28 protein-coding genes are annotated in these 26,105 nt (G+C 62.2%); 22 read left to right on the plus strand and 6 right to left on the minus strand.

All coding sequences use genetic code 11. From position 1 onward, the window contains the following. Nucleotides 1-35 precede the first annotated feature (35 nt). The 3 genes from EWH10_RS03165 to EWH10_RS03175 are packed head-to-tail and all read left to right on the plus strand — an operon-like array spanning nt 36 to nt 1,876. On the plus strand, nt 36-383 hold the full coding sequence (locus EWH10_RS03165) for a helix-turn-helix domain-containing protein (protein ID WP_130029767.1): 348 nt from the start codon (nt 36-38) through the stop codon (nt 381-383). Beyond that, entirely contained in the window at nt 384-1,691 is a 1,308-nt protein-coding gene (locus EWH10_RS03170) for a type II toxin-antitoxin system HipA family toxin (RefSeq protein WP_130029768.1), read from the plus strand. After that, the gene (locus EWH10_RS03175; RefSeq protein ID WP_226870222.1) at nt 1,688-1,876 is read left to right on the plus strand and encodes a tyrosine-type recombinase/integrase; all 189 of its coding nucleotides are present in this window, start codon (nt 1,688-1,690) and stop codon (nt 1,874-1,876) included. Before EWH10_RS03170 ends, EWH10_RS03175 begins: the two co-directional genes overlap by 4 nt. Before the next feature lie 288 nt (nt 1,877-2,164). Here EWH10_RS03175 and EWH10_RS03180 read toward each other — a convergent pair whose 3' ends face one another. Beyond that, nucleotides 2,165-2,833, minus strand: a complete 669-nt coding sequence (locus EWH10_RS03180; protein WP_130029835.1) for a haloacid dehalogenase type II — start codon at nt 2,831-2,833, stop codon at nt 2,165-2,167. A gap of 200 nt (nt 2,834-3,033) precedes the next feature. On the opposite strand from EWH10_RS03180, the gene EWH10_RS22085 reads away from it, so the two are divergent. The 3 genes from EWH10_RS22085 to EWH10_RS03190 are packed head-to-tail and all read left to right on the plus strand — an operon-like array spanning nt 3,034 to nt 5,753. Then, on the plus strand, nt 3,034-3,999 hold the full coding sequence (locus EWH10_RS22085; protein ID WP_207212571.1) for a dihydroxy-acid dehydratase domain-containing protein: 966 nt from the start codon (nt 3,034-3,036) through the stop codon (nt 3,997-3,999). Then, on the plus strand, nt 3,891-4,826 hold the full coding sequence (locus EWH10_RS22090) for a dihydroxy-acid dehydratase domain-containing protein (protein ID WP_229742371.1): 936 nt from the start codon (nt 3,891-3,893) through the stop codon (nt 4,824-4,826). The genes EWH10_RS22085 and EWH10_RS22090 overlap by 109 nt, the downstream gene beginning before the upstream one ends. Then, nucleotides 4,827-5,753, plus strand: coding sequence for a 2-hydroxyacid dehydrogenase (locus EWH10_RS03190; RefSeq protein WP_130029769.1), 927 nt, complete (start codon nt 4,827-4,829; stop codon nt 5,751-5,753). Nucleotides 5,754-5,913: 160 nt separating this feature from the next. Here the strand turns inward: EWH10_RS03190 and EWH10_RS03195 are convergent, their stop codons facing one another. The 5 genes from EWH10_RS03195 to EWH10_RS03215 form a co-directional block, all read right to left on the minus strand. Beyond that, complete coding sequence (locus EWH10_RS03195) at nt 5,914-7,236, minus strand: NAD(P)/FAD-dependent oxidoreductase (protein WP_044660223.1); 1,323 nt, start codon at nt 7,234-7,236, stop codon at nt 5,914-5,916. A gap of 824 nt (nt 7,237-8,060) precedes the next feature. Further along, nucleotides 8,061-8,588, minus strand: coding sequence for a helix-turn-helix domain-containing protein (locus tag EWH10_RS03200; RefSeq protein ID WP_130029770.1), 528 nt, complete (start codon nt 8,586-8,588; stop codon nt 8,061-8,063). Further along, nucleotides 8,585-9,019, minus strand: a complete 435-nt coding sequence (locus tag EWH10_RS03205; RefSeq protein ID WP_025551792.1) for a hypothetical protein — start codon at nt 9,017-9,019, stop codon at nt 8,585-8,587. Before EWH10_RS03205 ends, EWH10_RS03200 begins: the two co-directional genes overlap by 4 nt. 26 nt (nt 9,020-9,045) lie before the next feature. Then, nucleotides 9,046-9,429, minus strand: coding sequence for a hypothetical protein (locus tag EWH10_RS03210; RefSeq protein WP_048577276.1), 384 nt, complete (start codon nt 9,427-9,429; stop codon nt 9,046-9,048). Between the two features lie 59 nt (nt 9,430-9,488). After that, a complete protein-coding gene (locus EWH10_RS03215; RefSeq protein WP_044660225.1) occupies nt 9,489-9,941 on the minus strand; it encodes a helix-turn-helix domain-containing protein in 453 nt (150 codons plus the stop codon). Nucleotides 9,942-10,145: 204 nt separating this feature from the next. Here EWH10_RS03215 and EWH10_RS03220 point away from each other — a divergent pair, with 204 nt between their 5' ends. From EWH10_RS03220 to EWH10_RS03295, 16 genes are all read left to right on the plus strand, one after another. Further along, entirely contained in the window at nt 10,146-10,370 is a 225-nt protein-coding gene (locus EWH10_RS03220) for a hypothetical protein (protein ID WP_130029771.1), read from the plus strand. 24 nt (nt 10,371-10,394) lie between these two features. After that, the gene (locus EWH10_RS03225; RefSeq protein WP_130029772.1) at nt 10,395-10,724 is read left to right on the plus strand and encodes an ArsR/SmtB family transcription factor; all 330 of its coding nucleotides are present in this window, start codon (nt 10,395-10,397) and stop codon (nt 10,722-10,724) included. A 14-nt stretch (nt 10,725-10,738) separates the two neighbouring features. Continuing rightward, on the plus strand, nt 10,739-11,170 hold the full coding sequence (arsC, locus tag EWH10_RS03230; RefSeq protein WP_044660227.1) for an arsenate reductase (glutaredoxin): 432 nt from the start codon (nt 10,739-10,741) through the stop codon (nt 11,168-11,170). After that, complete coding sequence (locus EWH10_RS03235; RefSeq protein WP_130029773.1) at nt 11,167-11,835, plus strand: aquaporin; 669 nt, start codon at nt 11,167-11,169, stop codon at nt 11,833-11,835. The genes arsC and EWH10_RS03235 overlap by 4 nt, the downstream gene beginning before the upstream one ends. A 40-nt stretch (nt 11,836-11,875) precedes the next feature. Beyond that, nucleotides 11,876-12,631 (plus strand): NAD(P)H-dependent oxidoreductase, encoded by a 756-nt coding sequence (locus EWH10_RS21935; protein WP_229742369.1) that lies wholly within the window; start codon nt 11,876-11,878, stop codon nt 12,629-12,631. 107 nt (nt 12,632-12,738) lie between these two features. Beyond that, on the plus strand, nt 12,739-13,596 hold the full coding sequence (locus EWH10_RS03245) for a GNAT family N-acetyltransferase (RefSeq protein WP_130029774.1): 858 nt from the start codon (nt 12,739-12,741) through the stop codon (nt 13,594-13,596). Beyond that, nucleotides 13,593-15,056 (plus strand): NAD-dependent succinate-semialdehyde dehydrogenase, encoded by a 1,464-nt coding sequence (locus tag EWH10_RS03250; protein WP_130029775.1) that lies wholly within the window; start codon nt 13,593-13,595, stop codon nt 15,054-15,056. Before EWH10_RS03245 ends, EWH10_RS03250 begins: the two co-directional genes overlap by 4 nt. 22 nt (nt 15,057-15,078) lie before the next feature. Next, on the plus strand, nt 15,079-16,149 hold the full coding sequence (locus EWH10_RS03255) for a tartrate dehydrogenase (RefSeq protein ID WP_130029776.1): 1,071 nt from the start codon (nt 15,079-15,081) through the stop codon (nt 16,147-16,149). A 153-nt stretch (nt 16,150-16,302) separates the two neighbouring features. Next, the gene (locus EWH10_RS03260) at nt 16,303-17,691 is read left to right on the plus strand and encodes an aspartate aminotransferase family protein (protein WP_037481982.1); all 1,389 of its coding nucleotides are present in this window, start codon (nt 16,303-16,305) and stop codon (nt 17,689-17,691) included. A gap of 20 nt (nt 17,692-17,711) precedes the next feature. Beyond that, nucleotides 17,712-18,206 carry an Lrp/AsnC family transcriptional regulator gene (locus EWH10_RS03265; RefSeq protein ID WP_025548322.1) on the plus strand — a complete coding sequence of 165 codons (495 nt, stop codon included), beginning with the start codon at nt 17,712-17,714 and terminating at the stop codon, nt 18,204-18,206. Between the two features lie 15 nt (nt 18,207-18,221). Then, nucleotides 18,222-19,376, plus strand: coding sequence for a M20 aminoacylase family protein (locus tag EWH10_RS03270; protein WP_048577284.1), 1,155 nt, complete (start codon nt 18,222-18,224; stop codon nt 19,374-19,376). Nucleotides 19,377-19,545: 169 nt separating this feature from the next. Continuing rightward, nucleotides 19,546-20,751, plus strand: a complete 1,206-nt coding sequence (locus EWH10_RS03275) for an acetyltransferase domain-containing protein (protein ID WP_188453285.1) — start codon at nt 19,546-19,548, stop codon at nt 20,749-20,751. Nucleotides 20,752-20,958: 207 nt separating this feature from the next. Continuing rightward, nucleotides 20,959-22,497: an ABC transporter substrate-binding protein gene (locus tag EWH10_RS03280; protein ID WP_130029837.1), complete on the plus strand. Its 1,539-nt coding sequence runs from the start codon at nt 20,959-20,961 to the stop codon at nt 22,495-22,497. Further along, nucleotides 22,482-23,474, plus strand: a complete 993-nt coding sequence (locus EWH10_RS03285; RefSeq protein WP_048577285.1) for an ABC transporter permease — start codon at nt 22,482-22,484, stop codon at nt 23,472-23,474. Before EWH10_RS03280 ends, EWH10_RS03285 begins: the two co-directional genes overlap by 16 nt. After that, complete coding sequence (locus EWH10_RS03290; RefSeq protein WP_025548329.1) at nt 23,471-24,298, plus strand: ABC transporter permease; 828 nt, start codon at nt 23,471-23,473, stop codon at nt 24,296-24,298. Before EWH10_RS03285 ends, EWH10_RS03290 begins: the two co-directional genes overlap by 4 nt. Further along, on the plus strand, nt 24,298-26,091 hold the full coding sequence (locus EWH10_RS03295; RefSeq protein WP_188453284.1) for an ABC transporter ATP-binding protein: 1,794 nt from the start codon (nt 24,298-24,300) through the stop codon (nt 26,089-26,091). The genes EWH10_RS03290 and EWH10_RS03295 overlap by 1 nt, the downstream gene beginning before the upstream one ends. Nucleotides 26,092-26,105 lie beyond the last annotated feature (14 nt).

Below are 26,105 nucleotides of genomic sequence, written 5' to 3' on the forward strand. Positions count from 1 at the left end.
TTCCGCATAGTATATATTTTAGAGCGGAATTCCGCATGCAAATGGATATTTTTTCTATCTTGGGGGATCAATTGCGTCAGTGGCGCGGCAGACGCTCCATGAGTCAACTTGGATTGGCCCGGCGGCTTGGTCGTGATCGCGCGCGCATCTCTGAACTCGAACGTGATCTGATCGGCGGCCGCCGGGGTCGCGACCGCCTGACCCTATTCGCCGAGATCTGCGACGCGCTGGATCTGGTGCCCGTCCTCGTGCCACGCGCCCAGGCTAGCACAGTCCGTGATCAGGTCGAAGGCGCGCGCGGCATCGACTTCAACCGCCCGGTGCGCTCGACGTTCGAGGAGTTGTTCGTCGATCTCGATGAGGACGAAGAGGAGAACCGCTAGATGGGGAAGGCTTCCGCGATCCTCGGCGTTCACCTGCTTGATGCGAAGCTTGGGCCAGTGAAGGTAGGAACGCTCACGCGCGATGCCGACGGCGCGGTCGCCTTCACAGTGTCCGAATCCTATCTCCGCGACACGGCACGGCCCGTACTCAGCCTTGGCTGGTATGATCCGACGTCTGACGCAGGCACCCGCGACCGGCTTTCCGCTCGTGGCGACAAGATTGGCCTGCACGGCTCGATCCCGCCCTGGTTTGCCGGGTTGCTTCCCGAAGGCGCGCTTCGCGAACTGGTGCTCACCGAAATGGGTCCCGGGGATCATGACCAGTTCGACGTGCTCACCCGGCTGGGCGCCGACCTTCCCGGCGCCGTGCTGGTTACAGCCGAAACCGACACACCAGCCTCCGCCGGCCCTCTCGATCTGATATCTATAAAAGGCTTCAAGGCGGCCGAACCCAAGGGTGTGGTCAAATTCTCACTCGCCGGAGTCCAACTCAAATTCACCGCCAATATCGACGGCGAACGGCTTACACTTCCCGCCCGGGGCGACACCGGCCGCTGCATCATCAAGGTAGCAAGCGATACCTATCGCGGGCTTCCGGGAGCTGAGCATGGCGCAATGACGCTGGCGGGCATGATCGGCGTCGAGACAGCGCCTTGTCGGCTGATGCCGCGCGCCGCCGTCGCGGGTATACCCGACGAAATGCTCGAACACGGCGAGCAGGTATTGGTGGTCGATCGGTTCGATCGCGCAGCCGACGACACGCGCATTCACATTGAGGACGCCGGGCAGGTCATCGGAGCGATCGGGGATCGCAAATATACCATGGCCACCACCGAAACCGTCATCAACATGATCAGCCGCTTCAGTACTGACCGCCGCGCCGACATCCTCGAGGCAATCCGCCGCATTGTCGCGGACGTGCTGATCGGCAACGGCGATAATCACCTCAAGAACTGGTCCTTCCGTTTCCCTGAACCGGGGCAGGTCCGCTTGTCACCAGCCTACGACATTGTTCCGACTGTCCTTTTTCAGCCGCGCGACACGCTCGCTCTACGGTTCGTACGCACCCACAGCTTCGACACTGTCAACCTCCACCGATTCGAACGAGTGGCGAGCTTTCTGCGGGTGGACCCCAAGTGGGTCGTTCGCGAGGTCAAGGCGACGGTGGAACGTGCGTTGGACACTTGGCCAGCTACGGCGCCGGAACTTCTGGGCGAGCGGTGGTCGGGAACACTTCTCGCAAGGCTCAACACGCTGGCGCTGGTCCAGGAAGTGCGAGGTTCGGCAAAGATACCGATCGGCTCTTGAAGTTCGAGAGATGGCTGGACACCGTCCACGACTGGCGCCACCACTGGGCATCGCACTGCGTCATGGCCGGGATCGACCTCATCACCATCATGAACATGGGCGGCTGGAAATCGCTGCGCATGGTCCAGCGCTATTCCAGCGTCAGTGTCGACCACATGCGTGAATCCATCAACAAGCTGAACTGAAGCGGATCAGGTAACATCAAAGAAGAATGTGGGGCAGGCGACGGAGACCAGCTCCACTTTTTCAGTCATACCATGAAATCCACTCGCCACTCTCTGGGGTGCTGACAGGTCCATGAAACCCTCAAGGGATCCACGCCGCCTGGCGCTGCAAATTACAGATTATATTCCCTAAACTTTGCAAACCCCCAGATTCCTATTCACCTCGATACTCCAGCGCCATCAGCTGTGCCTCACCAGGCCAACCAACGAGAAGCGTACCGGCAGGACCGCCGACCCTGCCGGTTCTACTCAGAGACCTATCACGCCGGCAAGACCGCCGATATCCGCGATTTGGTGGGTGGCATAATGAGGTAGGCTAGGCTCATGTCCGCGCGCGACGAACACGCGCGCACCGTAACCCAGATCACAGGCGGACATGTGATCATACCGAAAACTGGAAGATACGTGCATGGCTTCTTCGGGGGAGCACCCGAGCTGGTCGAACATATATTCGAAAGCCTGCAGCCGCGGCTTGTACGCCTGCGCATCCTCTGCCGTGAAGACATGGGCGAACGGAGCGCCAAGCTTGGCGACGTTATCATGTATCTGTGCGTTATCCGCGTTGGAAAGAATCACCAGGGGGATTTCCTTGGCGACCTTGGCTAGGCCCTCGGGGACATCGGGATGAGGACCCCAGGTTGGAATGCTATTATAGATTTTGGATGCGTCCGCCTCGCGAAATTCCACGCTCCACTTCCGGCAGAGACGTTCGACGGAGTTCCGGACTACCTCATGCAATGGCTTCCAGTCGCCAAGAACTTCGTCGAGCCGGTATGCTTTAAAGTCCGCGAGAAAGGCCTCCATCTGCTCCGAGGCAATACGATCGGCAAACAGCTGACGGCCCATCGACCCCATCTCGTAATTGGTCAGGGTGCCATAACAATCGAATGTGATGTATTTGGGTCTAAATTGGCTCATTGGAAATCCTTCCCGTTGTTCGTTCCGCACCGCGAGAACGCGACGGCCCCGCTGGCCCAATACTGGTTCAGCCAAGCAGAAGAAGATTCCGATTAAAGGCGAAGCGTGCAGACTTGTAGCCGTTTTTAACCACGAAATAGGCAATAAACGTGCCTGTAGCATAGTAAGATCATGTCAGGGAGTTTTGAGACGAGGCGCGGATGCTTGACGATGACAAAGATGCCAGGAAGTCGAATGACAAAAAGGCGCTGCGCAGCGCACGCTGGTTCCGCAAGGATGATTTGCCGGGCTTCATTCACCGCTCCACGCTTGCGGCTGCCGGCTGGAGCCGTCAGGACCTGATGGAGCGTCCGGTCGTCGGGATCCTCAATACCTGGTCCGACATCAATCCATGCAACATGAACCTCCGCGTCCTTGCAGAAGATGTGCGGACCGGGATCATAGAGGCAGGCGGAATCCCATTCGAGACGCCGCTGATGTCGCTCAGCGAAAACATTATCAAGCCCACCTCGTTTCCGTTTCGCAACCTTCTGGCCATGGAAGTGGAAGAGTGCGTTCGCGCCTATCCCTTTGATGCGGTAGTCCTGCTGGGCGGATGCGATAAGACACAGCCAGCGCTCATCATGGGAGCGGTAAGTGCAGGCGTGCCGTTTATCTTTCTCGCGAGTGGCCCCGCGACGCCGCGCTCGGCGACCGGCGGGAATCTCGCCAATGCCACCGGCGTTTGGCGAATGGTCGACAAGTTGCGCGCTGGGGAGTTTGCGGAAGGGGAGTTCGCCGATTTTGAGCGCAATGTCATGGGAACGGTCGGACATTGTGCCGAAATGGGCACTGCATCGTCGATGGCGGTCATTTCCGAGGCACTGGGAATCTCCCTGCCGGGCAGCAGTCTTGTGCCTGCAGTCGATCGGCGCCGCAACCAATTTGCGCGGGAGGTGGGGCGCCGCAGCGTAATCCTCGCAAATGCTGCCGAAGCCGGGCGCACACTACTTGACAGGCGCGCATTCGACAATTTGACAGGCGCGCATTCGACAATGCGATCACATTGCTCTGCGCCGTGGGCGGATCGACGAACGCGATCATCCACCTTCTGGCGCTTGCCGGGCGCGCCGGTGTGGACCTCTCGCTCGAACGTTTCGATGAGATTGGCCGCCGGGTGCCGCTGATTGCCAATGTTCAGCCGGCCGGCGAGCATCTGACCGAGCGATTGATGGCTGCGGGCGGGGTGCCGGCATTACTTAAGAGGCTCGCTCCCCTGCTCCATTTGGACGCCCGCAGCGTTAGCGGTCAAACGATCGGCGATGTCGTTTCGGCGGCCGAAATACTCGACGAAGACGTTATCCGTCCACTCGACAAGCCCGTTCGGATCGGAGAAACTCTAGCGGTTGTGCGGGGCAATCTTGCTCCCGATGGCGCCGTTATGAAGGTCTGCGCCGCGGAAGCCCGGCTGCTCAATCACCGTGGTCGGGCCGTCGTTTTCGAAGACGTTCAGACGATCGCCGATCGGATCGACGATCCCGCGCTCGGCATTGACGAGAACAGCATACTGATCCTGCGTAACGCCGGCCCCGTGGGTGCGGCCATGCCGGAATGGGGCATGCTGCCGCTGCCCCGCCATCTCCTGGCGCAAGGCGTACGGGACATGTTGCGCATATCCGATGCTCGGATGAGCGGCACGGCTTATGGGGCCGCCATATTGCACGTCTCTCCCGAAGCGGCAGTCGGTGGGCCGCTGGCGCTGGTTCGCGACGGGGACATGATCGAATTCAATCTTGCAGAACGGAGGCTCGATCTGCTGGTGGACAGCGACGAGCTCGAGCGTCGACGTGCCCAATGGCAGGCACCACAGCCTCGCCACAACCGCGGCTATCGCTCGCTATATAGTCGCCACATCGAGCAAGCCCATCGTGGCTGCGACTTCGACTTCCTGCGCGGTGCCGAAAAGGATTCACTCCCCGACGGGCTGTTCGACGGCTGGGTGGGGGGATGGTAAATGGCGATCCTCTATCGCTCCGACGCTCCTCGCGCCGCAGCTTGGTCCCAGTTTTTCGCCAAGCATGCTCCCGACCTCGACTTTCGCGTCTGGCCGGATGCTGGAAACCTTGACGAGATCGAGTATCTGATTGCCTGGCAGGCGCCGCGTGAGTTCCTGACATCCTTGCCGCGGCTGAAGGTCTTGTTCTCGTCGGGCGCCGGCGTCGATCATGTCGATCTTTCCGCGGTGCCTGATCACGTCCCCCTCGTCCGCATGGTCGAACCGGGCATCATCGACGGCATGGTCGAATATGTGAGTCTCGCGGTTCTCGCGGTTCACCGTGATTTCTTCGACTATGTCGAGGCCCAAGCATCGCGAGAATGGAACCCGCTCGAGGTTCCACCCGCTTCTTCCCGTACCATTGGGGTGATGGGAATGGGGGTTCTGGGCCGCGCGGTACTCGAAAGGCTGCGCAGCTATGGTTTTCGCCTCCGGGGCTGGAACCGGTCCCCGCGCACGATTATCGGTGTTGATAGCTATGCGGGGGCCGAACAATTCAACGAGTTCCTGAGTAGATGCGACGTTCTTGTGTGCCTGCTGCCACTCACGCCAAGCACCGTGGGTATATTGAACAGCAAGACATTCTCTGCCCTGCCTCATGGTGCGTCTATCATTAACGTCGGACGAGGGCCTCATCTGGTCGAAGCCGACCTCCTGGCTGCCTTGGACAGCGGTCATTTGAGCAGGGCCATCCTTGATGTCACTGAAACCGAGCCGCTCCCGCCCGAACATCCGCTGTGGGCGCACCCGCGGGTGTTTGTAACACCGCATGTGGCGAGCATGACCCAACCGGAGACGGCCGCACCGATCCTGCTCGACAACATTCGTCGAGATCAACGCAACGAACCGCTCATCGGCGTGATAGACCGATCCCGCGGCTATTGATCCAAGGTGGTGGGGCCACCGCTGGATCCTGTCATAGGCGGGGCGCCCGCTACCAATAAGCGACAGACCGGACGGAGCGGGCACGGGGCGGCCCCTCTCGCCTCTCTGCCTGTCTACTGAGTTCGCCTGTGGGCGCCGGGCCTGACTTCAGACCCGGCAGTCAGATCGCCGCGATGTTCAGCTTCGATCCATCGACCAGTCGGGACAGCCGGAACGGTACGGGATCCACGCTAGGCGTGTCGTTCGCGACAAGCTCTGCAGCCAGATAGCCAAGACCCGGACCCAATCCGAACCCATGCCCGGAGCAGCCCGCCGCGAGGACAAGGCCATCCACCCCGTCCACCTTCGATACGACAGGCACTGCGTCCGGCGTGCAATCGACGAAGCCACCCCAGGCGCTATCAATCTCGATTTGGCCGAGTTGGGGGAAGGTCTTCCGTACACTCTCCACCACCTGGCTCACCAGCCATTTCAAAGGCGGAGGATCCAGCACGCGATTCTGTTCGAAAATCCGATCGTCGCCGGTCAGCAGGGCTTGCATTGAATCCGGCCCCGAAACGAACGATCGGCCGATGCCAAGCCTGACATTCTTCAGGCGACGGAAGAATTGCGGCATGAATTCACGGCTGTAACGGATAGCCTGCGGCGTGATTTCGAGGTTCGCCTTGCCACTGATCGCAAGCGTATAGCTGCCGTCCAGTCGGCGCGTGATCGTGCAGTAGGGTGTGGAGACCGCCTCGCCTATGTTGATCGTCGGGGTGGAACGTAGCGCGGTCTGTCGGATGCTCGCCTGAGGGAAGCTGATCCCGAGCGGCCTAAGGAAGCGAGAGGACCAGGCGCCAGCGGCACACAGCACGGCGCTGGCCTTGATGTAGCCTTTCTCCGTGTGCACGCCCGCAATCTTTCCGTTGGCCAGCTCGATTGCTCGCGCCGCGCATTCCTGGTGGATCGTCGCGCCCAAAGCCCTGGCCCCCTCGGCAATAGCCGGCGCGGCAAGGGCAGGCTCGGCCTTGCCGTCTTGTTCCGAATAGGTCCCGCCGACCCACTTGCCGCGCGCTTCGGGGACGCGCTCGGCCACTTCCGCCCGGCTCAGCACCTGGGTATCGACGTCGTATTCCCGGGCGATCTCGCGCCACTTTTCCCAACCGGCGAGCACGGCCTCGTCATGAGTCGCATAGACAAGGCCGCACCGTCGGAAGCCTAGGTCTCGATTAATTTCGCGCGTGAGTTCGTCCCACAGTCGCATGGAGAGCACGGAGAGCGGCAGTTCGCGCCGGTCGCGGTTCTGCTGGCGGCACCAACCCCAATTTCGGCTCGACTGTTCGCAAGCGACGTGGCCCTTCTCGAGGAGCGCCACAGAGAGGCCGCGCTTCGCTAGATAATAGGCCGCTGTAGAGCCGAGGATGCCGCCGCCAACGATGACGACGTCAGCCTCAGACGGAAGACGCTCGTCACTATGAATGCGCTCGACCTGGGGTGACATGTTTCAACGGACCTCGATGCAAAGAGGTGGAAGCGGGGTTCCATCATTCTTCATTGCATCTTGCACTTGATAGAATGCACCGAAATCACGCTGGATTTCGGAAGATTTTCGGGATTTGGCCGCTTGATTGATCGGAAACGCTCTGCCTGGCATGCCGCACCGGCTAGTAAGGGTTGGAGGGCGAGCAGACCGTCCATTTTAGACCAAGCAGCGACGGTTCGAAAAAAGATGCCCGCTGTGAGCACTTTCGAGGCGGGGCTGGCGATGGTGTCGCCCACGGATGAGCGACTTTGCGGCCGCCGCCGACGCAACTGACGGCCACTGAAAATGGCCCCGCCTCAGTAGGGGGACAGAGGCGGGGCCAAGACTTCTTCCAAAGGGGGAGAAGAGCAATGATATTGCGCCTTTCTGACCGAGTCGTCCATCGCGCAGATGGAACGGCTTTGGATGCGGCGCTATGCATCCACCGACAAAATCCTAAATTGCCACCCTGGCCCTTACCTCGCCAGCATATACGCATGCCAGCGACGAAATGGCTCCTTATCGCGCGAGTGCCGTAATATCTATCCGGAACGACCTTCATGAACAAAGTCATGCCAGTGGCGGCATGGCAGATGGATTGCCCGCCAAAATGCAAATCGCGTGGCCCTGATGAAAATTGTCCCGCCTCTTCGTGGAGGGAGGCACGAAGAGGCGGGAACGCGACCCTGTGGCTTCTTGGTTCGGGGTAGAGGAAGGATAGCGCTTATCCTTGGCCATGTCTCATAAGGAATCAAAGACTTGCTGAGAGATGGGTTCATATTGGTCACTCAAACTGGCAGCTATTACGGGGTTTGATGCTCCTCCCGCCCCTCGGCCACCAGAACGAGATAGTCGCGTATTCGAGAGCGGAACTCCTCCGCCAGATGAATATGCATCCGGCGGCCATCCACGGTATCCGGCGCCCGGATCACGGCCCCCTTCTCGCACAGCTGATTGAGATAGCGCAGCGCCGTCGTATGCGGCGCTCCCGAAGCGATGCAGGCGCTGCTCACTGAAATGGCCTTTCCCTCTGTTTCGGCAGCGAAAAGGTCCAGCAGCATATGCCAGGCCGGATCGACGGTGATGCCGAACGGTAACACCGCCTGCCGAGCATCGCTTTCCCGCAACAAGCGCCGCGCCAGGGAGCCAAGACGCTTCTCCGCCACGTCACCCATCGAAGAAGGGGTTTCCTGCCCCCCGGCATCGACAAGGATTTCGGAAGGTCCCGTCAGCGATCGAATGGTTTCGCTGAGGCGGGCAAGATCGTTTTCGATCGCCTTAAGATCTGTGGGGCGGAGCAGTGCTGCGCGTTGGCCGAACATGGCGGTCATCTTTGAATCCCCCCATTTTCGAGCCTTCTCGAGGCACGTTGATCCATCAGCACGCCGACGGCCATGACGATCAGGATGGGAATGCCCCAGGCGGTGGTCATGCTGTAATAGACCTTGGAAACCAGCTTGGGCGCTGCCCAGGCAACCAGGTGCGAACAGACGCCATTGAACTGGAAGGCCGCTGCCCAGATCGGCCACCATCGTGACGAGGTCAGCGCGAGATAGATGAACCCGATCAGCAGCAGCAGGTCGCCGCTGAACACCAGAGGGTTGGGCTTGCCGAATGGATGGTGGCCACCCATTCCGATATAGGTGAGCAGGCTCGCCAGCATGACGAGCAAGGCACCTGCTTTTCCTGCCCAGCCACCTTGGAGCCAGACATAAAGCGCTATGCAGATCAGAGCTGCATTGAAGGCGGCGGACAGATCCATTCGACTTCCCCGAGATAGGCGGCCTCTCAGGCGGCGGCACTGCCGGGCATATCGCCGAACAGCGACGGCACGCCCGCCTTGCCGCTCTGCATTTTCTCCCGGGGGCAGCCAAAAAGATTCTCGTCGGCGACTTCGGAGCGCTTGCGGATGCGGTGCGCCTTGCTATGCGCCTCGACCAGGCTCTGGCGGCTTTGCAATATGGCGTTTGTGCAGCGCGTAAGGTCGGAAAAAATCTTCTGCCCGCTTAGAGGATCAAGTCCCATGGACCGCCCCACTTCTATCATATTCGCGCTGGCCCGAAGCGTGTGGGCGAGTAAATCGTCGAGCTTAGCGTAAGCCATGTTCAGGTCGGTGACCACCGTCTGAGCGGCATTTTTGCTAAGCGGCATGGGGCTGTCAGCTTTGGACATGGGATCTCCTTGGACGACGAGCGTCGTCTTGAAAGTCGGATTGTCTGAACGCGCGACCGCTATGAAAAGAAAGACATGATCCACAGGCCGGCCGCGACAAGCGCGGCAACCGTTCCGCCGATCATGAGCGCCAGGCTCAGGATCCACTTCATGCGTTGCAACGCATCTAGATCATTGTCTCGACCTCCCAGCGGAGGGATGCGCAGCGCTTGATGTTCGACCGGCATCTCCTGCCCCCCAACAATCGACATTTGCGGGGCGATGGCAACCTCTTCCGGTTGATATATCAATGGCTGATATGTCTGCCGTCCCTCCACTTCGGAGAGGATGCGGGCGGCTTCGAAACGATCGGCAACCCCCAGCGCGCGCAATGCCTGGCGCACCCGCTGGTTCACCGCATGATCTGATTTGCCGATCTGCCTGGCGATCTGCTTGGTGTTGAGATTCTGGGCGACCAAGCGAAGGCATTCTTTTTGCTTGTCAGTGAGGCGCGAGATGTCCGGGTCGCTCATGTGCTTATATCCGGCGTAGGGACGATGGCGCACAAATCGACCGGGGCGCCAAATTTCATTCGCATATTCATTCCGCCATGGTGCAAGGCTGCCCCTCCCTCAGCGCAGCGTGGGGCAAGCGATTCGACGCCAAATTAGATAGTATTGTGATTCATGAACAGGCCGGCTTGGTCTGCTCGACCGCACGAAAGACTGGCGTGCGTCATGGCTGGGGCGTTGCCTCTCGACATCTTCGAGCCCCCCTATCCCATTGCCGAACATGCGGGAGATGATGCAACACCATCAGGCACCCGGCCTCACCTGGTTGCGGCAACGGCTCAAGAAATCCGCATCGATGCAATGGGAAGGGCCGCCAAGTCTTCCATAGACGGCAAGACGATGGTGATCGCTCTAATCTATCGGGAAATGTCGATGCATATTGTCAGATGAAAACCTATCGGATAAATCCGATGCATGGATCCGAACCTCGCTCTCAAAGCTCTTGCGGCGCTCGCACACTCCACGCGGTTCGATGCCTTTCGCCTGCTCGTCCGGCATGAGCCCGACGGTCTGTCCACGGGGGCGCTCGTCGAAGCCAGCGGCCTGAGCCAAAGCACCCTTTCCACCCATCTCGCTGTTCTGGCGAAGGCTGGCCTCGTCAGCGCCGACAAGCGCGGCCGGCATCAGATTCAGCGCGCCAATATCGACACGCTTCGCGGCCTCATGATCTTTCTCGCCAAGGATTGCTGTCAGGGCCGCGCCGAACTCTGCGAGCCGCTGCTCGCCGACCTCACTTGTTGCTGAAGGACCGGGCGCCCGTGACCACCATCGTCATCTATCACAATCCCGGCTGCGGAACTTCGCGGAACACGCTGGCGCTGATCCGCAATTCGGGGGTCGAGCCGCATGTCGTCGAATATCTGAGGACACCGCCGTCGCGCGCACTGCTCATCGAAATGATCGAGCGGGCCGGCATGACGCCGCGCGCACTCCTGCGCGAGAAAGGCACGCCTTATGCCGACCTCGGCCTGGGTGACGATACATTATCCGATGAAACCTTGATCGATGCGATGATGGCGCACCCCATTCTCATCAATCGTCCGCTGGTGGTGACGCCGCTCGGCGTGAAGCTCTGCCGGCCGTCCGAGGCAGTGCTCGACATCCTGCCGGATGCGCAGCGCGGAGCCTTCGCAAAGGAGGACGGCGAGCAGGTCGTCGATGGGGCGGGGAACCGCATCACGGCCGCGTGACCCGGCGTGCCGTCTTTGCCGAGGCGGCGGGCAGCTTCATGCTGTTCGCCACGGTCATCGGCTCGGGCATCATGGCCGAACGGCTTGCCGGCGGGAACGTCGCCATTGCCCTTCTCGGCAATGCGCTCGCGACCGGCGCGATCCTGTTCGTCCTCATCACGATGTTCGGGCCGGTGTCCGGTTCCCATATGAACCCGGCCGTCACCCTGGTCATGCGGCTGCGCGGCCACATCCGCACCGATACGGCTATCGCTTACGTCGCTGCCCAACTCGTTGGCGGCATAGTTGGCGTCTGGCTCGCGCATCTGATGTTCGACCTGCCGATCCTCCAATTGTCGGCCAAGATCCGCAGCGGTCCCGGCCAGCTCGCGGGCGAAGCCATCGCGACATTCGGGCTGATCCTCGCCATCCTCGGAACGGCGAAGATGCGGCCCGAGAGCATCCCCATCAGCGTCGCGCTTTACATCACCGCAGCCTATTGGTTCACCTCGTCGACCAGCTTCGCCAATCCTGCAATCACCATCGCCCGGTCGTTGAGCAACAGCTTCGCCGGGATCGCCCCGGCCTGCGTGCCCGCCTTCATCGCTGCCCAGCTTGTCGGCGCGCTGGCCGCGCACTTCATTGCCGACACGATCTTCGCGGAACCGCATAGCGAGGCCGCTTAGATCGGATCTTCTTCGATACGATATTTCCCAAGGAACCGTCATGACCCGCGTTCGCCTGCTTTGCGATCCCGATCACCTCCCGGCACTTGACCCGGCCTATGTTATTTCCCGCCCGGCGCTGGGCCTTGGCGACGACCAGCCATCACCCCGCATCCTGCTACTCTACGGGTCGCTACGCGATCGATCCTTCTCGCGCTTCGCGGTCGAGGAAGCTGCCAGATTGCTTCAGCTATTCGGCGCAGAAACGCGCATATTCGACCCATCCGATCTACCGCTGCCCGACCAGGTCAAAGGCGACGATCATCCCGCTGTCCATGAACTGCGCGAGCTGTCGCTCCGGTCGGAAGGCCAGGTCTGGTGCAGCCCCGAGCGACACGGCGCGATCAGCGGCATCATGAAGGCGACGCGGTCGAGAAGATGTCGCGCGACTGGTTCGATGATCTCCGGCAGAAAGCCGACCTCTGGCTCACCGCCGCGGCGCGGGCTAGAGCGGGTCGAGAAAGGTCTCTCCTCACGGCATCCCATTCATGGCCGTCGTTCATGGGCTCTTCTCCAACCCTCCGGAATGGCCACCATTGTTCTTGCCCGAAGGCAGAAGGAGGGGAACCAGGGATCCTTCCACCCTGCCTGTCGACACACTAATCGAAAGGCCCGTCGGCTCACAACATTGCAATTTCGCCCGATCGCAGCGTCGTGGCAGAGGCGTTCCTGCTTCCCCACGGTTCGGCCGTTCATCTTCGATTCCGGGCAAGACGCGGCATTTTGTGCAGGCGCGACGGGAAATTACGCGCGATAATCTTTCGAAAAAAAGGCGAAGGCAGCAGCCAATGCTAGCCAGGGTGACTACATGTCGGTTTCTGGACAAGCATCAGGCGGGTGTTTCATCCGCCAGGGAGCGACGGCATGGCGACAAGCGTAGGTACGATGGCGACGTTGCGACGGATGACGGTGGACGATCTGCCCGCCGCGCAGTCGCTTTCCAAGGCTCAGAGATGGCCACACCGCGTTGAGGATTGGGAGATTCTGCTGAGTCTTGGCTTCGGCTATGTCGCGGAAAGCGAGGACGGCATCGTAGGCACGGCCATGGCGTGGCTCTATGGCGCCGACGCCGCGACATTGGGGATGGTCACCGTCTCGCCGGAAGCGCGCGAATCCGGCATCGACCGGCAGTTGATGGACGCGGTGCTGAGCGACCTGGGCGAACGCACGATCTTGCTCAACGCCACGGCCGAGGGGAAGCCGCTTTACGCCGAAATGGGATTTGAAGCTGCCGGGCCGGTGTTCCAGCATCAGGGCGCCGCCTTTGCCGTGCCGATCGCCGAACTCATTCCAGCTGAGCGGGTGCGTCCGCTGGGAGCCAAGGACATGCCCACTCTGCACGATCTTGCCCGTCGCGCCACCGGGATGAATCGCGACGCCCTGTTGAATGCGCTGGTGCCCGGTGCGCAGGGGGTGGTGCTTACCCGCGACAACGAACCGGTCGGCTTTTCGCTGTTCCGCCGCTTCGGCCGGGGTCATGTCGTGGGCCCGACGATCGCGCCGGATAGCGGCGGAGCGAAGGCGCTTATCTCCCACTGGCTGGGGTCTAATGCCGGCATCTTCTGTCGCATCGACATACCGGCGGAAAGCGGCCTTGGCGACTGGCTCGAGGAACTGGGGCTGCCGCGGGTTGCGGAGGTGACGCGCATGGTGCGTGGTCGGCCGCCCAAGGCCGACCCTTCGGCCCAAATTTTCACTCTCACGACGCAGGCCCTCGGATGACTATTTCACTCAACAATCCTGACCTTTTCGTCCAGCACGTCCATATCGACGGCGAATGGACGGGCGCGCGATCCGGCGCGACGATGGACGTCGACGATCCGGCGACCGGCGCGGTCATCGGCATGATCCCCGATTGCAGCGAAGCCGACACACAGGCCGCCATCGACGCGGCGGAGGCGGCCTGGCCGGCATGGCGCGCGAAGACGGCCGGCGAACGGGCGGCGCTGCTGGAGCGTTGGTACACGCTGATGATGGACAATGTCGCTGATCTCGGCCGCATCATGACCGCAGAGCAAGGCAAGCCGAAGGCGGAGGCAGAGGGCGAAATCCGTTATGCCGCAAGCTTCGTCAAATGGTTCGCCGAGGAAGGCCGGCGCATCGATGGCAGCATGATTCCCGCGCCCGAAGCCAATCGCCGCATCCTGGTGATGAAGGAACCGGTCGGCGTCTCGGCGGCGATCACGCCCTGGAATTTTCCTTCCGCCATGATCACGCGCAAGTGCGCGCCAGCGCTGGCGGCCGGCTGCCCGGTCGTCGTGAAGCCATCCGAACTGACGCCGTTCAGCGCGCTGGCGCTGGTCAAGCTGGCCGAACAGGCGGGTTTCCCCAAAGGCGTCATCAACATCGTCACAGGTCAGGCCGCCCCCATCGGAAGCGCGCTGACCGGCAGCGAGACCGTACGCAAATTGTCCTTCACCGGATCCACCCGGGTAGGCGCGCTGCTGATGCGACAGAGTGCCGACACCATCAAGCGCCTCAGTCTCGAGCTTGGCGGCAACGCGCCGCTGATCGTTTTCGACGACGCCGACCTGGACCTGGCGGTGGCCGCGACCATGGCGAGCAAGTTCCGCAACGCTGGCCAGACCTGCGTGTGCGCCAACCGTATCCTCGTGCAGGACGGCGTCTATGACGCCTTCGCGCAGAAGCTGGCGAAGGCGGTTTCAGCGCTCAAAGTCGCGCCGGGCGACCGGGACGGCAGCACCATCGGCCCGCTCATCAACCGGGCGGCCGTCGACAAGGTGCACGCGCATGTCGAGGATGCGCTTTCCCATGGAGCGAGCATCTTCGCCAAGGCGCCCGAAGGCGCGACGGGGGAACGCTTCGCTACCCCCGTGATCCTGACCGGCGCCACCCGCGACATGCGCCTCGCGCGCGAGGAAACCTTTGGACCGGTCGCTCCTCTTTTCCGCTTTCATGACGAGGCGGAGGGGATCGCGCTAGCCAACGACACCAGCTTTGGCCTTGCCAGCTATTTCTACACGGAAAATCTCCACCGCGCCTTCCGCGTGGGCGAGCGGCTGGAAGCGGGCATGGTCGTTCTGAACACGGGCGGCATGGCGATGGAAATGGCGCCCTTTGGCGGGATCAAACAATCCGGCCTGGGCCGGGAGGGCGCCCATGCGGGGATCGAGGAATATCTTGAGACCAAGGCGTTCCACATCGGCGGTCTCAAACTGTAATCCGGATATCTAGGGGGATTTCGTGACGCGCACCTACTCCATTTCCGTCATTCCAGGCGACGGCATCGGCAAGGAAGTCATGCCCGAGGGCATCCGCGTGCTCGAACGCGCGGCAAGCCTCTATGGCTTTGCCATCGAGCAGAAATGGCAGGATTTCGCCTGCTGTGACTATTATGCCCGGCATGGCGTCATGATGCCGGAGGATTGGAAGGCGCAGATCGGCAATCCCGATGCGATCTTCTTCGGCGCGGTGGGCTGGCCCGACATCGTGCCCGACCATGTCTCGCTCTGGGGATCGCTGCTCCAGTTTCGGCGTGAATATGATCAATATGTCAATCTGCGCCCGGTGCGGCTGATGCCCGGCGTGCCCTGCCCGCTTGCCGGGCGCGAGCCGGGCGATATCGATTTCTGGGTCGTGCGGGAAAATACCGAGGGCGAATATAGTTCGGTCGGCGGCAAGATGTTTTCCGGCACTGATCGGGAGGTGGTGATCCAGGAGACGGTCATGACCCGCCACGGCACCGACCGGGTGCTGCGCTACGCCTTCGAGCTGGCTGCGACGCGTGAGCGCAAGCATCTGACTTCCGCAACAAAGTCCAACGGCATCGCCATCACCATGCCCTGGTGGGATGAGCGGGTCGAGGAAATGGCGAAAAACTACCCGACCGTCGCGCACGATAAATATCATATCGACATTTTGACCGCGCAGTTCGTGCTGAACCCCGACCGGTTCGATGTGGTCGTGGCATCCAACCTGTTCGGCGACATCCTTTCCGATCTGGGCCCGGCCTGCACCGGCACCATCGGCGTGGCGCCGTCCGGCAACATCAATCCCGATCGCACCGCGCCATCCCTGTTCGAACCGGTCCATGGATCGGCGCCCGACATCGCCGGGAGGGGCATCGCCAATCCCGTCGGCCAGATATGGTCCGCTGCCATGATGCTCGAGCATCTGGGCGAGGTGGAGGCCGCTGGCGCGATCATGCGGGCCGTCGAGACGGTGCTTGCCGAGCCGGCGCTGCGCACGGGAGACCTCAAGGGCAAGGCCACGACCGAACAATGCGGCAGGGCGATCGCGGACGCGATCGGCTGAAGCGGCCGCCAAGCGCCATGTCCAGCCGGCGGCAGATTATGCCGCCGACTCCCGCCGAAAGGGCGAGTACGGGTCGCTGCCCGGCGCACATCGGCCTTTCGCTCCGCCGCATGCGGCTAGGCTTGGACCATGATCACAACAGCGAGCCCACTCATGACGCTCCATTCCAACCGGTCGTTGCTCGACATCGACCGCGACCATCTGATCCATCCCGTCACATCCTTCCGTGCGCATGAAGCGCGAGGCGCGACCATGCTGCAAAGCGGCAAGGGCATGTGGCTGACCGACATGGAGGGGCGCGAACTTCTGGACGCCTTCGCCGGCCTGTGGTGCGTCAATGTGGGCTATGGCCACGACAGCATCGTCGAGGTCGCGGCAGAGCAGATGCGTCGCCTGCCCTACGCCACCGGCTATTTCCATTTCGGCAACGAACCGGCTGCGCGGCTGGCGCAGCGACTTGTCGACCTCAGCCCCGAGGGGCTGGATCATGTCTATTTCACCCTGGGCGGATCGGATGCGGTCGATGCCGCGATCCGCTATATCACCCATTATTACAACGCGATCGGCAAGCCGGCGAAAAAGCAGTGCATCGCATTGGACCGAGGCTATCACGGTTCGACCAGCACGGGGGCAGGGCTGACCGCACTTGCGAATTTCCACCGCAATTTCGACCTGCCGCTGCGCTGGCAGCATCATATCCCCTCCCCCTATCCCTATCGCAGTGACCTGGAAGGCGATGATGATGGCATCATCGCGCGCTCGGTCCAGCAACTGAAGGACAAGGTGGCCGAACTGGGCGCGGACAATGTCGCGGCCTTCTTCTGCGAACCGATCCAGGGGTCTGGCGGCGTGATCGTGCCGCCGGTCGGCTGGCTAAAGGCGATCCGCGCCACCTGTGACGAACTCGGCATCTTGATGGTGGCGGACGAGGTCATCACGGCGTTCGGACGCACCGGCCCGATGTTCGCCTGCGAGGCGGAGGGCGTCGCGCCCGATCTGATCACGGTCGCGAAGGGGCTGACCTCCGGCTATGTGCCGATGGGCGCGGTACTGATGTCGGACAAGGTTTATCAGGGCATCGCCGACGGCGCGGCGGTTGACGCGGTGATCGGCCATGGGGCGACCTATTCGGGCCATCCGGTGAGCGCGGCCGTCGGGCTGGAGGTGCTGCGCCTCTACACCGAAGGCGGTATATTGGCGAACGGCCAGAGGGTCGGCGCGCGGTTTGAAGCGGGGCTGAGGGCTATCGCCGATCATCCGATGGTGGGCGATACGCGTGGCCGGGGCCTGCTCGGCGCGATCGAGCTGGTGGCGGACAAGGGCAGCAAGGAACGGTTCGATCCTGCCCTGAAACTGCCCGATCGCCTTTTCGCCAAAGGCTATGAGAATGGCGTCATCTTCCGTGCCTTCGGCGACAATATCATCGGCCTTGCCCCGGCGCTGTGCGCGTCGGACGAGGAGATGGACATGATCTTCGCGCGCATCCGCAAAACGCTGGACGACCTGCTGGAAGAGGCGGATATTCGCGCGGTTGTCGGGTAAGACATAAGGGGGCTAGGAACATGTTGGGCGGACCCAGACTGGACAGGATTGATCTCAAGATCCTCTCGCAGCTTCAGCAGTCGGGCCGCGTCACCAATGTCGAGCTGGCCGACGCGGTCGGCCTATCCCCCAGCCCCTGCCTGACCCGCGTCAAGCGGCTGGAGAAGGCGGGATATATCACGGGTTATGGCGCGCATATCAATCTCCACAAGCTCGGTGAATTTCTGACCGTGTTTACCGAAGTCACGCTGACGGAGCATCGTTCAGGCGACTTTTCCAGGTTCGAGGCAAGAATTCGCAAGCTCGACGAGATCGTCGAATGTCACCTTGTGAGCGGCGGCTACGACTATCTTCTGAAATTCGTGACGCGCGGCGTCGCCCATTATCAGTCGATCATCGAGAATATGCTTGAAAGCGACTATGGAATTGAGAAATATTTCAGCTACGTCGTCATCAAGTCTCCTTTCATCAAGCATCATTATCCCATTCAGCATCTGTTTGGCGAACAGCGATAGGGCGGAGCGCGACCCATGACCGACATTGCCGACCTCATCGAACCGCTCGTCGCCTTTCGCCGGGACATCCACGCCCATCCGGAACTGGCTTTCAGCGAGCATCGCACGGCGGGTCGGATCGCCGAGCAGCTGCGCCTTCTCGGACTGGAGGTGCACGAGGGAATTGGGCGAACGGGCGTCGTTGGCGTGCTGCGCAATGGCAGTTCGGCGCGTTGCATCGGGCTGCGGGCGGATATGGACGCGCTGCCGATCGACGAACAGACAAACCTTCCTTACGCCAGTCGTAACCCCGGCCATTTCCACGGTTGCGGACATGACGGGCATGTCGCCATGCTGCTGGGCGCGGCGCAGCATCTGGCCCGCAGCCGCACCTTCGACGGCACGGTCCATTTCTTCTTCCAGCCGGCCGAGGAAGGCCATGGCGGCGCGCGCGAAATGGTGCGGGAAGGGTTGTTCGACCGCTTTCCCTGCGATCGCGTCTTTGCCGTGCACAACTGGCCGGATCTTCCTGCCGGAACCATCGCTACCCGGCCCGGTCCGATCATGGGCGCTGCCGACAAGTTCGAAATCAGGCTGGAAGGGCGTGGCGGCCACGCCGCCATTCCGCAGGACACGCCGGACGCGATCCTTGCTGCGGCGGCATTGGTGCAGCAATTGAACGGCATCGTGTCGCGCCGGGTCGCGCCGACGGCCTCCGCCGTCCTTTCGATCACGCAGATTCATGGTGGACATACGCATAATGTCATACCCGAGGCGGTGATCATATCCGGCACCGTTCGCACCTTCGACCCCCAGATACAGGATCGCATCGAAGCGTCGATACGCCAGATGGCGGCAGGCGTGGGGCTGGCCGGGGAAGTCACCGCGACGGTGACATATGACCGCTATTATCCGGCGACGATCAACGACGCCGAGGCCGCGCAGGAGGCGCTCGAAGCGGCTGCGACCGTGGGCGAAGCACGGCTGGCCCCCGATCCCGCCTTCACGTCGGAGGATTTCGCTTTCATGCTGCAGGCCTGCAAGGGCGCTTATATCTGGCTGGGACAGGCGAAGCCGGAAGGATCCGCCCCGCTGCATAATCCGCATTATGACTTCAACGACGATGTACTGGAACTGGGCGTGAGGCTCCATGTCGCGCTGGTCGAGAGACACCTTGCGGCGGGAAAATGACGACTCTGGTCGGCAGGGAGCATGCCGAAGCACAAAGACGCTATAATCTTTCATCTGAAGCGACTGGTCCGGCAGGAAGCGCCGATGCCCGGCGAAACTCGATACACGTCGCTTCGTAAGATGATCATGATCGGCATGGATCGATGCTGATCGGTGATGGGGACGGGACATGGCTAGCAACGCTTCGATGACACATGGCGCGGTCGGAATGAGCGCGTCCAAGACACCGGCCGCCGCAGCGGCGGGAAGGCTCCAGAATATCGATGCCCTGCGAGGTTTCGTGATGGTGCTGATGCTGCTCGACCATCTGCGCGAGACATGGTTTGTCTATGTCAACGTTACCGACCCGTTCGACGCGCGCATGGGCTTGCCCGCAATGGGTATCGCGCGTTTCATCGTCAGCTTCTGCGCACCCATATTTGTCGCCCTGACGGGGCTTGGCGTCTATCTGTTCAGCATTCATCACACAGCGCGGGAAACAACCGGCTTCCTTGTGAAGCGCGGCCTGTTGCTCATCGCGATCGAGCTTTTGTTCCTGTCGCCGCTCTACTGGGGAATCGTGCCGCAGCCCACATTCTGGCTCCAGGTCATCTGGTGTATCGGCATCTGCATGATCGCTCTGGCCGGATTGATGCGACTGCCGCGCCCGGTGCTGATCGGCCTTGGCATCGCCCTTGTCTGCTTCCACAATCTGCTCGATCCGATCCGGTTGGCACAGGGCGATAGTTTTTTCCCGCTCTGGGCATTGCTGCATCAGCGTGACACAATCCTGCTGCCATTGGGTTTCGTGGCGAAGACGACCTACCCGCTCCTGCCGTGGCTGGGCGTCATATCGCTGGGCTTCGGCATCGGGCCCTGGTTCCGGCCGGAGGTGGACCCGGCCACGCGCCAGCGTCGCCTGCTCTTGCTGGGCTTTGGCATGATCCTGACGTTCATCCTTCTGCGCCTGCTCAACATCTATGGTGACAAACCCTGGCATGCGATCGAGGGGGACCCGGTGCGCACGCTGGTGAGCTTCATCTCGATGACCAAATATCCGCCGTCGCTGCTGTTCCTGCTGCCCACGCTGGGCGGCGGCGCGTTGTTGCTGGCGCTGTTCGAGCGGATCAAGGATTCGCCGCTCATCGCCGCGCTGGCCGTGTTCGGTGGCGCGCCCATGTTCTTCTATCTGCTGCATCTGTCCGTGCTGCGTATCCTCTACCACAGTGCGCTCGCGATCTGGGGTCCCAACCACGGCGCGAATTTCGGGTTCGACAATTATAACTGGGTGTTCGTCTGGTACGCCGCGATGATCCTGCCGCTCTACATTCCGACGGCCTGGTTCGCGCGACTGAAGCGTCGCCGCCGGGATATTGCCTGGCTCAAATATTTCTGACCGGCAGGCCGGCCGACCCCCATCCGACAAGGATGAGTCGGCCGCCCGACCTGCCGCACAAACTGCCGGACGAGCGGCACAAGATGCCGGGCAATGCCGGACCGCCGCGACAAATCGGCAGAGACCGATGGCAAATGGCGATAGGCTTGGGACGGCAGCGCCCCATTCATGCCCTAGTGCATTCACATGAAGGAACAGGGACAATCCATGGCCAATGTCATTTCCACCGATCTGTCCCGGCGGATGCTGCTGGGGGGACTGGCTGCGGGGATGACGGTCGGCGGCGCGAGCGGAGTGACCGGTAGACCCAAGGCCGGCGGACGCATCCGCATCGCCAGCACCAATGCCTCCACCGCCGACACGCTCGACCCGGCCAAGGGCAGCACTGCTACCGACTATATTCGGCACTACATGCTCTACAGCGGCCTCACACAGTTTGACGGGCAGCTGCGCGGTCAACCGGGACTGGCCGACCGGATCGTGAGCCAGGACAATATCGTGTGGAATATCCGCCTGCGTCGCGGCGTGCATTTCCACAACGGCAAGCCGCTGACGGCCGAGGACGTCATCTTTTCGCTGCTGCGCCACCGCGACCCGGCTGCGGGGTCCAAGGTGAAGACGGTCGCCGACCAGTTCGCCGGCGCGAGGCAGACCGGGCCGCTCGAGTTGCAATTGCGGCTGACCGGTCCCAATCCCGATCTGCCCGCGATCCTGGCCGTGTCGCATTTCCTGATCGTGGAAAATGGCCGCCGCGATTTCAGCAAGGCGAACGGCACCGGGCCCTACACCCTGCATGAGTTCGCGCCGGGCATTCGCACCATCGTGCGCAAGAACCGCAATTACTGGAAGCCGGGCCGACCCTATCTCGACGAGATCGAACTGATCGCGATCCCCGACGAAATCTCGCGCGTCAACGCGTTGCTGTCGGGCGATGTGCAGATGGTCAATGCCATCGGTCCGGGTTCGGTCAAGCGCGTGCGCGCCACGTCCACCCATTCCATAATGGAAATCCCCTCGGGCCTGTTCACCAACCTGATCATGCGCCGCGACAATCCGGTAACCGCCAACCCGGATTTCGTATTGGCGATGAAATATTTGCAGGATCGCGAACTGATCAAGCGCGCGCTGTTCCGCGGCTTTGCCACGATCGCGAACGACCAGCCGATCTCGCCCGCCGATCCCAATTTCAATCCTCACATCCCACAGCGCCCGTTCGACCCGGATCGGGCGAAGTTCCTCCTCAAACGGTCCGGTCTATTGGGTGTGCGACTGCCGGTCTATGCCGCGCCGGTCGCCAATGCGTCCATCGACATGGGAACAGTGCTACAGGAACACGCCGCGCAAATCGGCCTGAAGCTAGCCATCAATCGCGTGCCCAGCGACGGCTATTGGGCGACCCACTGGATGAGGCACCCGATGACGTTCGGCAACACCAACCAGCGGCCGACGACCGACATGATGTTCAGCCTGTTCTTCCAGTCCAAGGCGCCGACAAACGAAACCGGATGGAACAATGCGCGCTTCGACCGGCTGTTGCTCGAAGCGCGCAGCACGACCGACGCCGCGCTGCGCAAGGAGATTTACGGCGATATGCAGTGGATCATCCATGAGCATGGCGGGCTGGCCATTCCTACCTTCATCAGCCTTCTCGATGGGTATGACCGGCGTCTCAAGGGCATGTTCCCAATCCCGCTAGGCGCCTTCATGGGCTATAACTTCGCCGAACATGCATGGTGGGACGCATGAGCGGCGCGCCTGCCATGTCCCGTTGGCGGGGGCCGCTGAGGCTCATCGTCAAGCGCATCGGGCTCGCCTTCCTCACTCTGTTTCTGGTATCCCTGGTCATCTTCACGATCAGCGGGCTGCTGCCCGGCGACGCCGCGCAGGAAGTGCTGGGGCAGAGCGCCACGCCCGAACAGGTGGCGGCGCTGCGCCATGAAATGGGCCTCGATCAGCCCGGCCCGGTCCGTTATGCGCGCTGGCTCCAGGGCATTCTCGTCGGCGATCCGGGCCAGTCCCTTGTCGCCAACAAGCCGGTCGCCGACATCATCGCGGAACGCTTGCCCAACACGCTGACGCTCGCAGCGCTCGCCGCCCTCGTCTCGGTTCCTCTGGCCTTCCTGATCGGGATCGCGTCGGCGGTCGCCCGAGGACGCAAGCTCGACCGCGCGCTCAACATCCTCACCTTGTCCATGGTCGCGCTGCCCGAATTCCTGGTGGCAACGATCGCAGTGCTGGTTTTCGCCGTCAAACTGCTCTGGCTGCCGTCGATCGCTCTCATTCCGAAGGACCCGACACTGGCCGAATTCGTTCGCGCCTATGCCATGCCGGTCATGGTTCTGACGGTTGGCGTGGTTGCGCAGTTGGCACGGATGGTTCGCGCCGCCATCATCGCCGAACTGGATCGCCCTTATGTTGAAATGGCTCAGCTCAAGGGCGTCGGGCGCAGCCGGCTGATCTTTCGCCATGTCCTACCCAATGCGGTCGGTCCCATCGTCAATGCCATGGCGCTCAGCCTGTCCTATCTTTTCGGAGGTGCGATCATCGTGGAAACGATCTTCAGCTATCCCGGGCTCGCCAGCCTGATGGTGAACGCGGTCACTTCGCGCGACATGCCCCTGCTTCAGGCCTGCGCGATGATCTTCTGCGCCGCCTATCTTCTGCTCGTGCTGATCGCGGACACCGTCGCGATCCTGGCCAATCCGAGGTTGCGGCAGGGATGAAGCGAAGATCGCTCCTTCGCCGCGCCGGTGCCTTGCCCCTTTCGGGCAAGATCGGGCTTGCGCTTGTCGGCTTCTGGATCCTCGCGGCGATTCTTGGCCCCCTTGTCGCTCCCTACCCGCCCGGTGCGTTCGTCAGCGAAGAGGTCTTCGCCGGTTCGACCAGCCAATTCTGGTTCGGCAGCGATTTCCTGGGCCGCGACGTGCTGAGCCGTCTGCTGGTGGGGGCGCGCCTTACCATGGGGCTGTCCGCGATCGCGGTCGCCATCGCGGTCGCGCTCGGGACCGGGCTGGCCTTGACAGCGGCGGTCGGTCCGCGCTGGCTCGACGAGCTCCTGTCACGCGCAATGGATACCTTGATATCGATTCCCAGCAAGATATTCGCGCTGGTGCTGGTCGCGGCCTTCGGATCGTCGGTGCTGCTGTTGACGCTGATCGTCGCGATTACCTATGTTCCGGGTAATTTCCGGATCGCGCGCTCGCTCGCGGTTGGGCTGGCCCGGCTCGATTATGTGGAGGTCGCGCGCGCGCGCGGCGAAGGGCGGATTCATATCGCGCTGGTCGAAATGTTGCCGAACATGATCCGGCCGTTGTGCGCCGATATCGGATTGCGGTTCGTCTTCATCGTGCTGCTGCTGTCTGGCCTGAGCTTCCTGGGCCTCGGCCTGCAACCGCCCGAGGCCGACCTGGGGGCGCTCGTGCGCGAAAATGTTTCTGGTCTGGCCGAGGGCGCGCTTGCGATCATGGCGCCGGCGGTGGCGATCGCCAGCCTGACGGTGGGCGTCAACCTGCTGATCGATGCAGCCACGCAGGGGAATGTGAAGTGATGGCGGACGCCCATGTCGAGGTGCGCGATCTCTGCGTCACCGTGCGCGGTCCCGATGGTGCGCCGCTGCGGATCGTCGATGACATCTCCTTCGATGTCGCCCGTGGACAAATGCTGGCGCTGATCGGCGAGTCGGGTTCAGGCAAGACCACGATCGCCCTGTCGCTGATGGGCCATGGTCGAGGCGGCGCAGCCATCAGCGGCGACATTCGGGTGGGCGACGCGACCCTTGACGGTGTGGGTGCCCGATCGCTTGCCGCGCAGCGAGGCCATCGCATCACCTATGTCGCCCAGAGTGCCGCGGCGGCGTTCAACCCGTCGCGGCGGGTGATCGATCAGGTGATCGAACCCGCGCTGATCCACCGCACCGCCTCGCCAGCGACGGCGCGGCAGCGAGCGGTCGAACTTTTCCGCGCGCTCGCACTGCCCAATCCCGAGACGATCGGCAGCCGCTATCCGCACGAACTGTCGGGCGGACAGCTTCAGCGGCTGATGGCGGCGATGGCGCTGATCACCAAGCCGGACCTGGTGATCTTCGACGAACCCACGACCGCGCTGGACGTGACGACGCAGGTGGAGGTGCTACAGGCCTTCCGCCGAGTCGTGCGCGAACAGGGGGCGACCGGGGTATATGTGTCGCACGACCTGGCGGTGGTCGCACAGATGGCGGACCATATTCTGGTGCTCAATCGCGGCCGGGTGCGCGAGCAGAATGACGTCCGCACCATATTGGAAGCACCCACCGACGATTATACCAAGACGCTGATGGCGGCGGCGCATCCGGTCGTCGCGGTGGCCGCTCCAGCTGCCCGCGCGCCAGAGCCGCTGTTGGCGATCCACGGCATCTTCGCCGGCTACGGTCCGGTGGACAAGGCAGGCCGCCCCGCCAATCCGGTCTTGAGCGACGTCAGCCTGACGATCGGCCGGGGCGCGGCGGTCGGCGTGATCGGCGAGTCCGGATCGGGCAAGTCGACCGTCGCGCGCGTCGTCGCCGGTCTGCTCGCGCCGACCGCCGGTCAGGTGACGCTCGATGGAGAGGCGCTTGCGCAGACGGTGTCGGGGCGGACACGCGAACAGCTGCGCCGCGTGCAGATCGTGTTCCAGAATGCCGATGTCGCGCTCAACCCGGCGCATAATGTGGGCGACATATTGGGGCGGGTGCTGCGCTTCTATCATGGGGTCAGTGGCGCGGAAGCGGGCCGGCGGGTCGCGCAATTGCTCGACCTGATCCGCTTGCCGGCAGGCGTTGCCGATCGACGGTGCGGCGAATTGTCGGGCGGCCAGAAGCAGCGCGTCAATCTGGCGCGCGCGCTGGCAGCCGAACCCGACGTCATTCTGTGCGACGAAGTGACATCGGCGCTCGACACGGTGGTTCGAGGCGCGATCCTCGACCTACTGGCGGACCTGCGGCGCGAGCTTGGCCTCGCCTATCTGTTCATCAGCCATGACATCGCCACGGTCAAAGCCCTGTGCGACGATATCGTGGTCCTGTACAAGGGTACGCGGGTGGAAAGCGGCCGATGCGAAAGCTATTCCACAGCGCCCTTCCACCCCTATACCGATCTGCTGATCTCCTCGGTTCCGGAAATGCGGACCGACTGGCTGGCTGACGAAAGCTTCCGGAACAGCGCCCCTTTTGCCGGGATGAACGAGCAGCCCGCGCTTTGCCGGTTCCTGCCGCGCTGCCCGGTCGCGATAAGCGGACGTTGCGACACGATCGCGCCGCCCTTGCAGTCGATGGCCGCCGGCAACATCATCCTGTGCCATCGGACGGAAGAGGAATTGGCGCGGTAGCAGAAGGCGCGGCG

The organism is Sphingobium fuliginis (genome assembly GCF_004152845.1).
GTDB lineage: Bacteria > Pseudomonadota > Alphaproteobacteria > Sphingomonadales > Sphingomonadaceae > Sphingobium > Sphingobium fuliginis.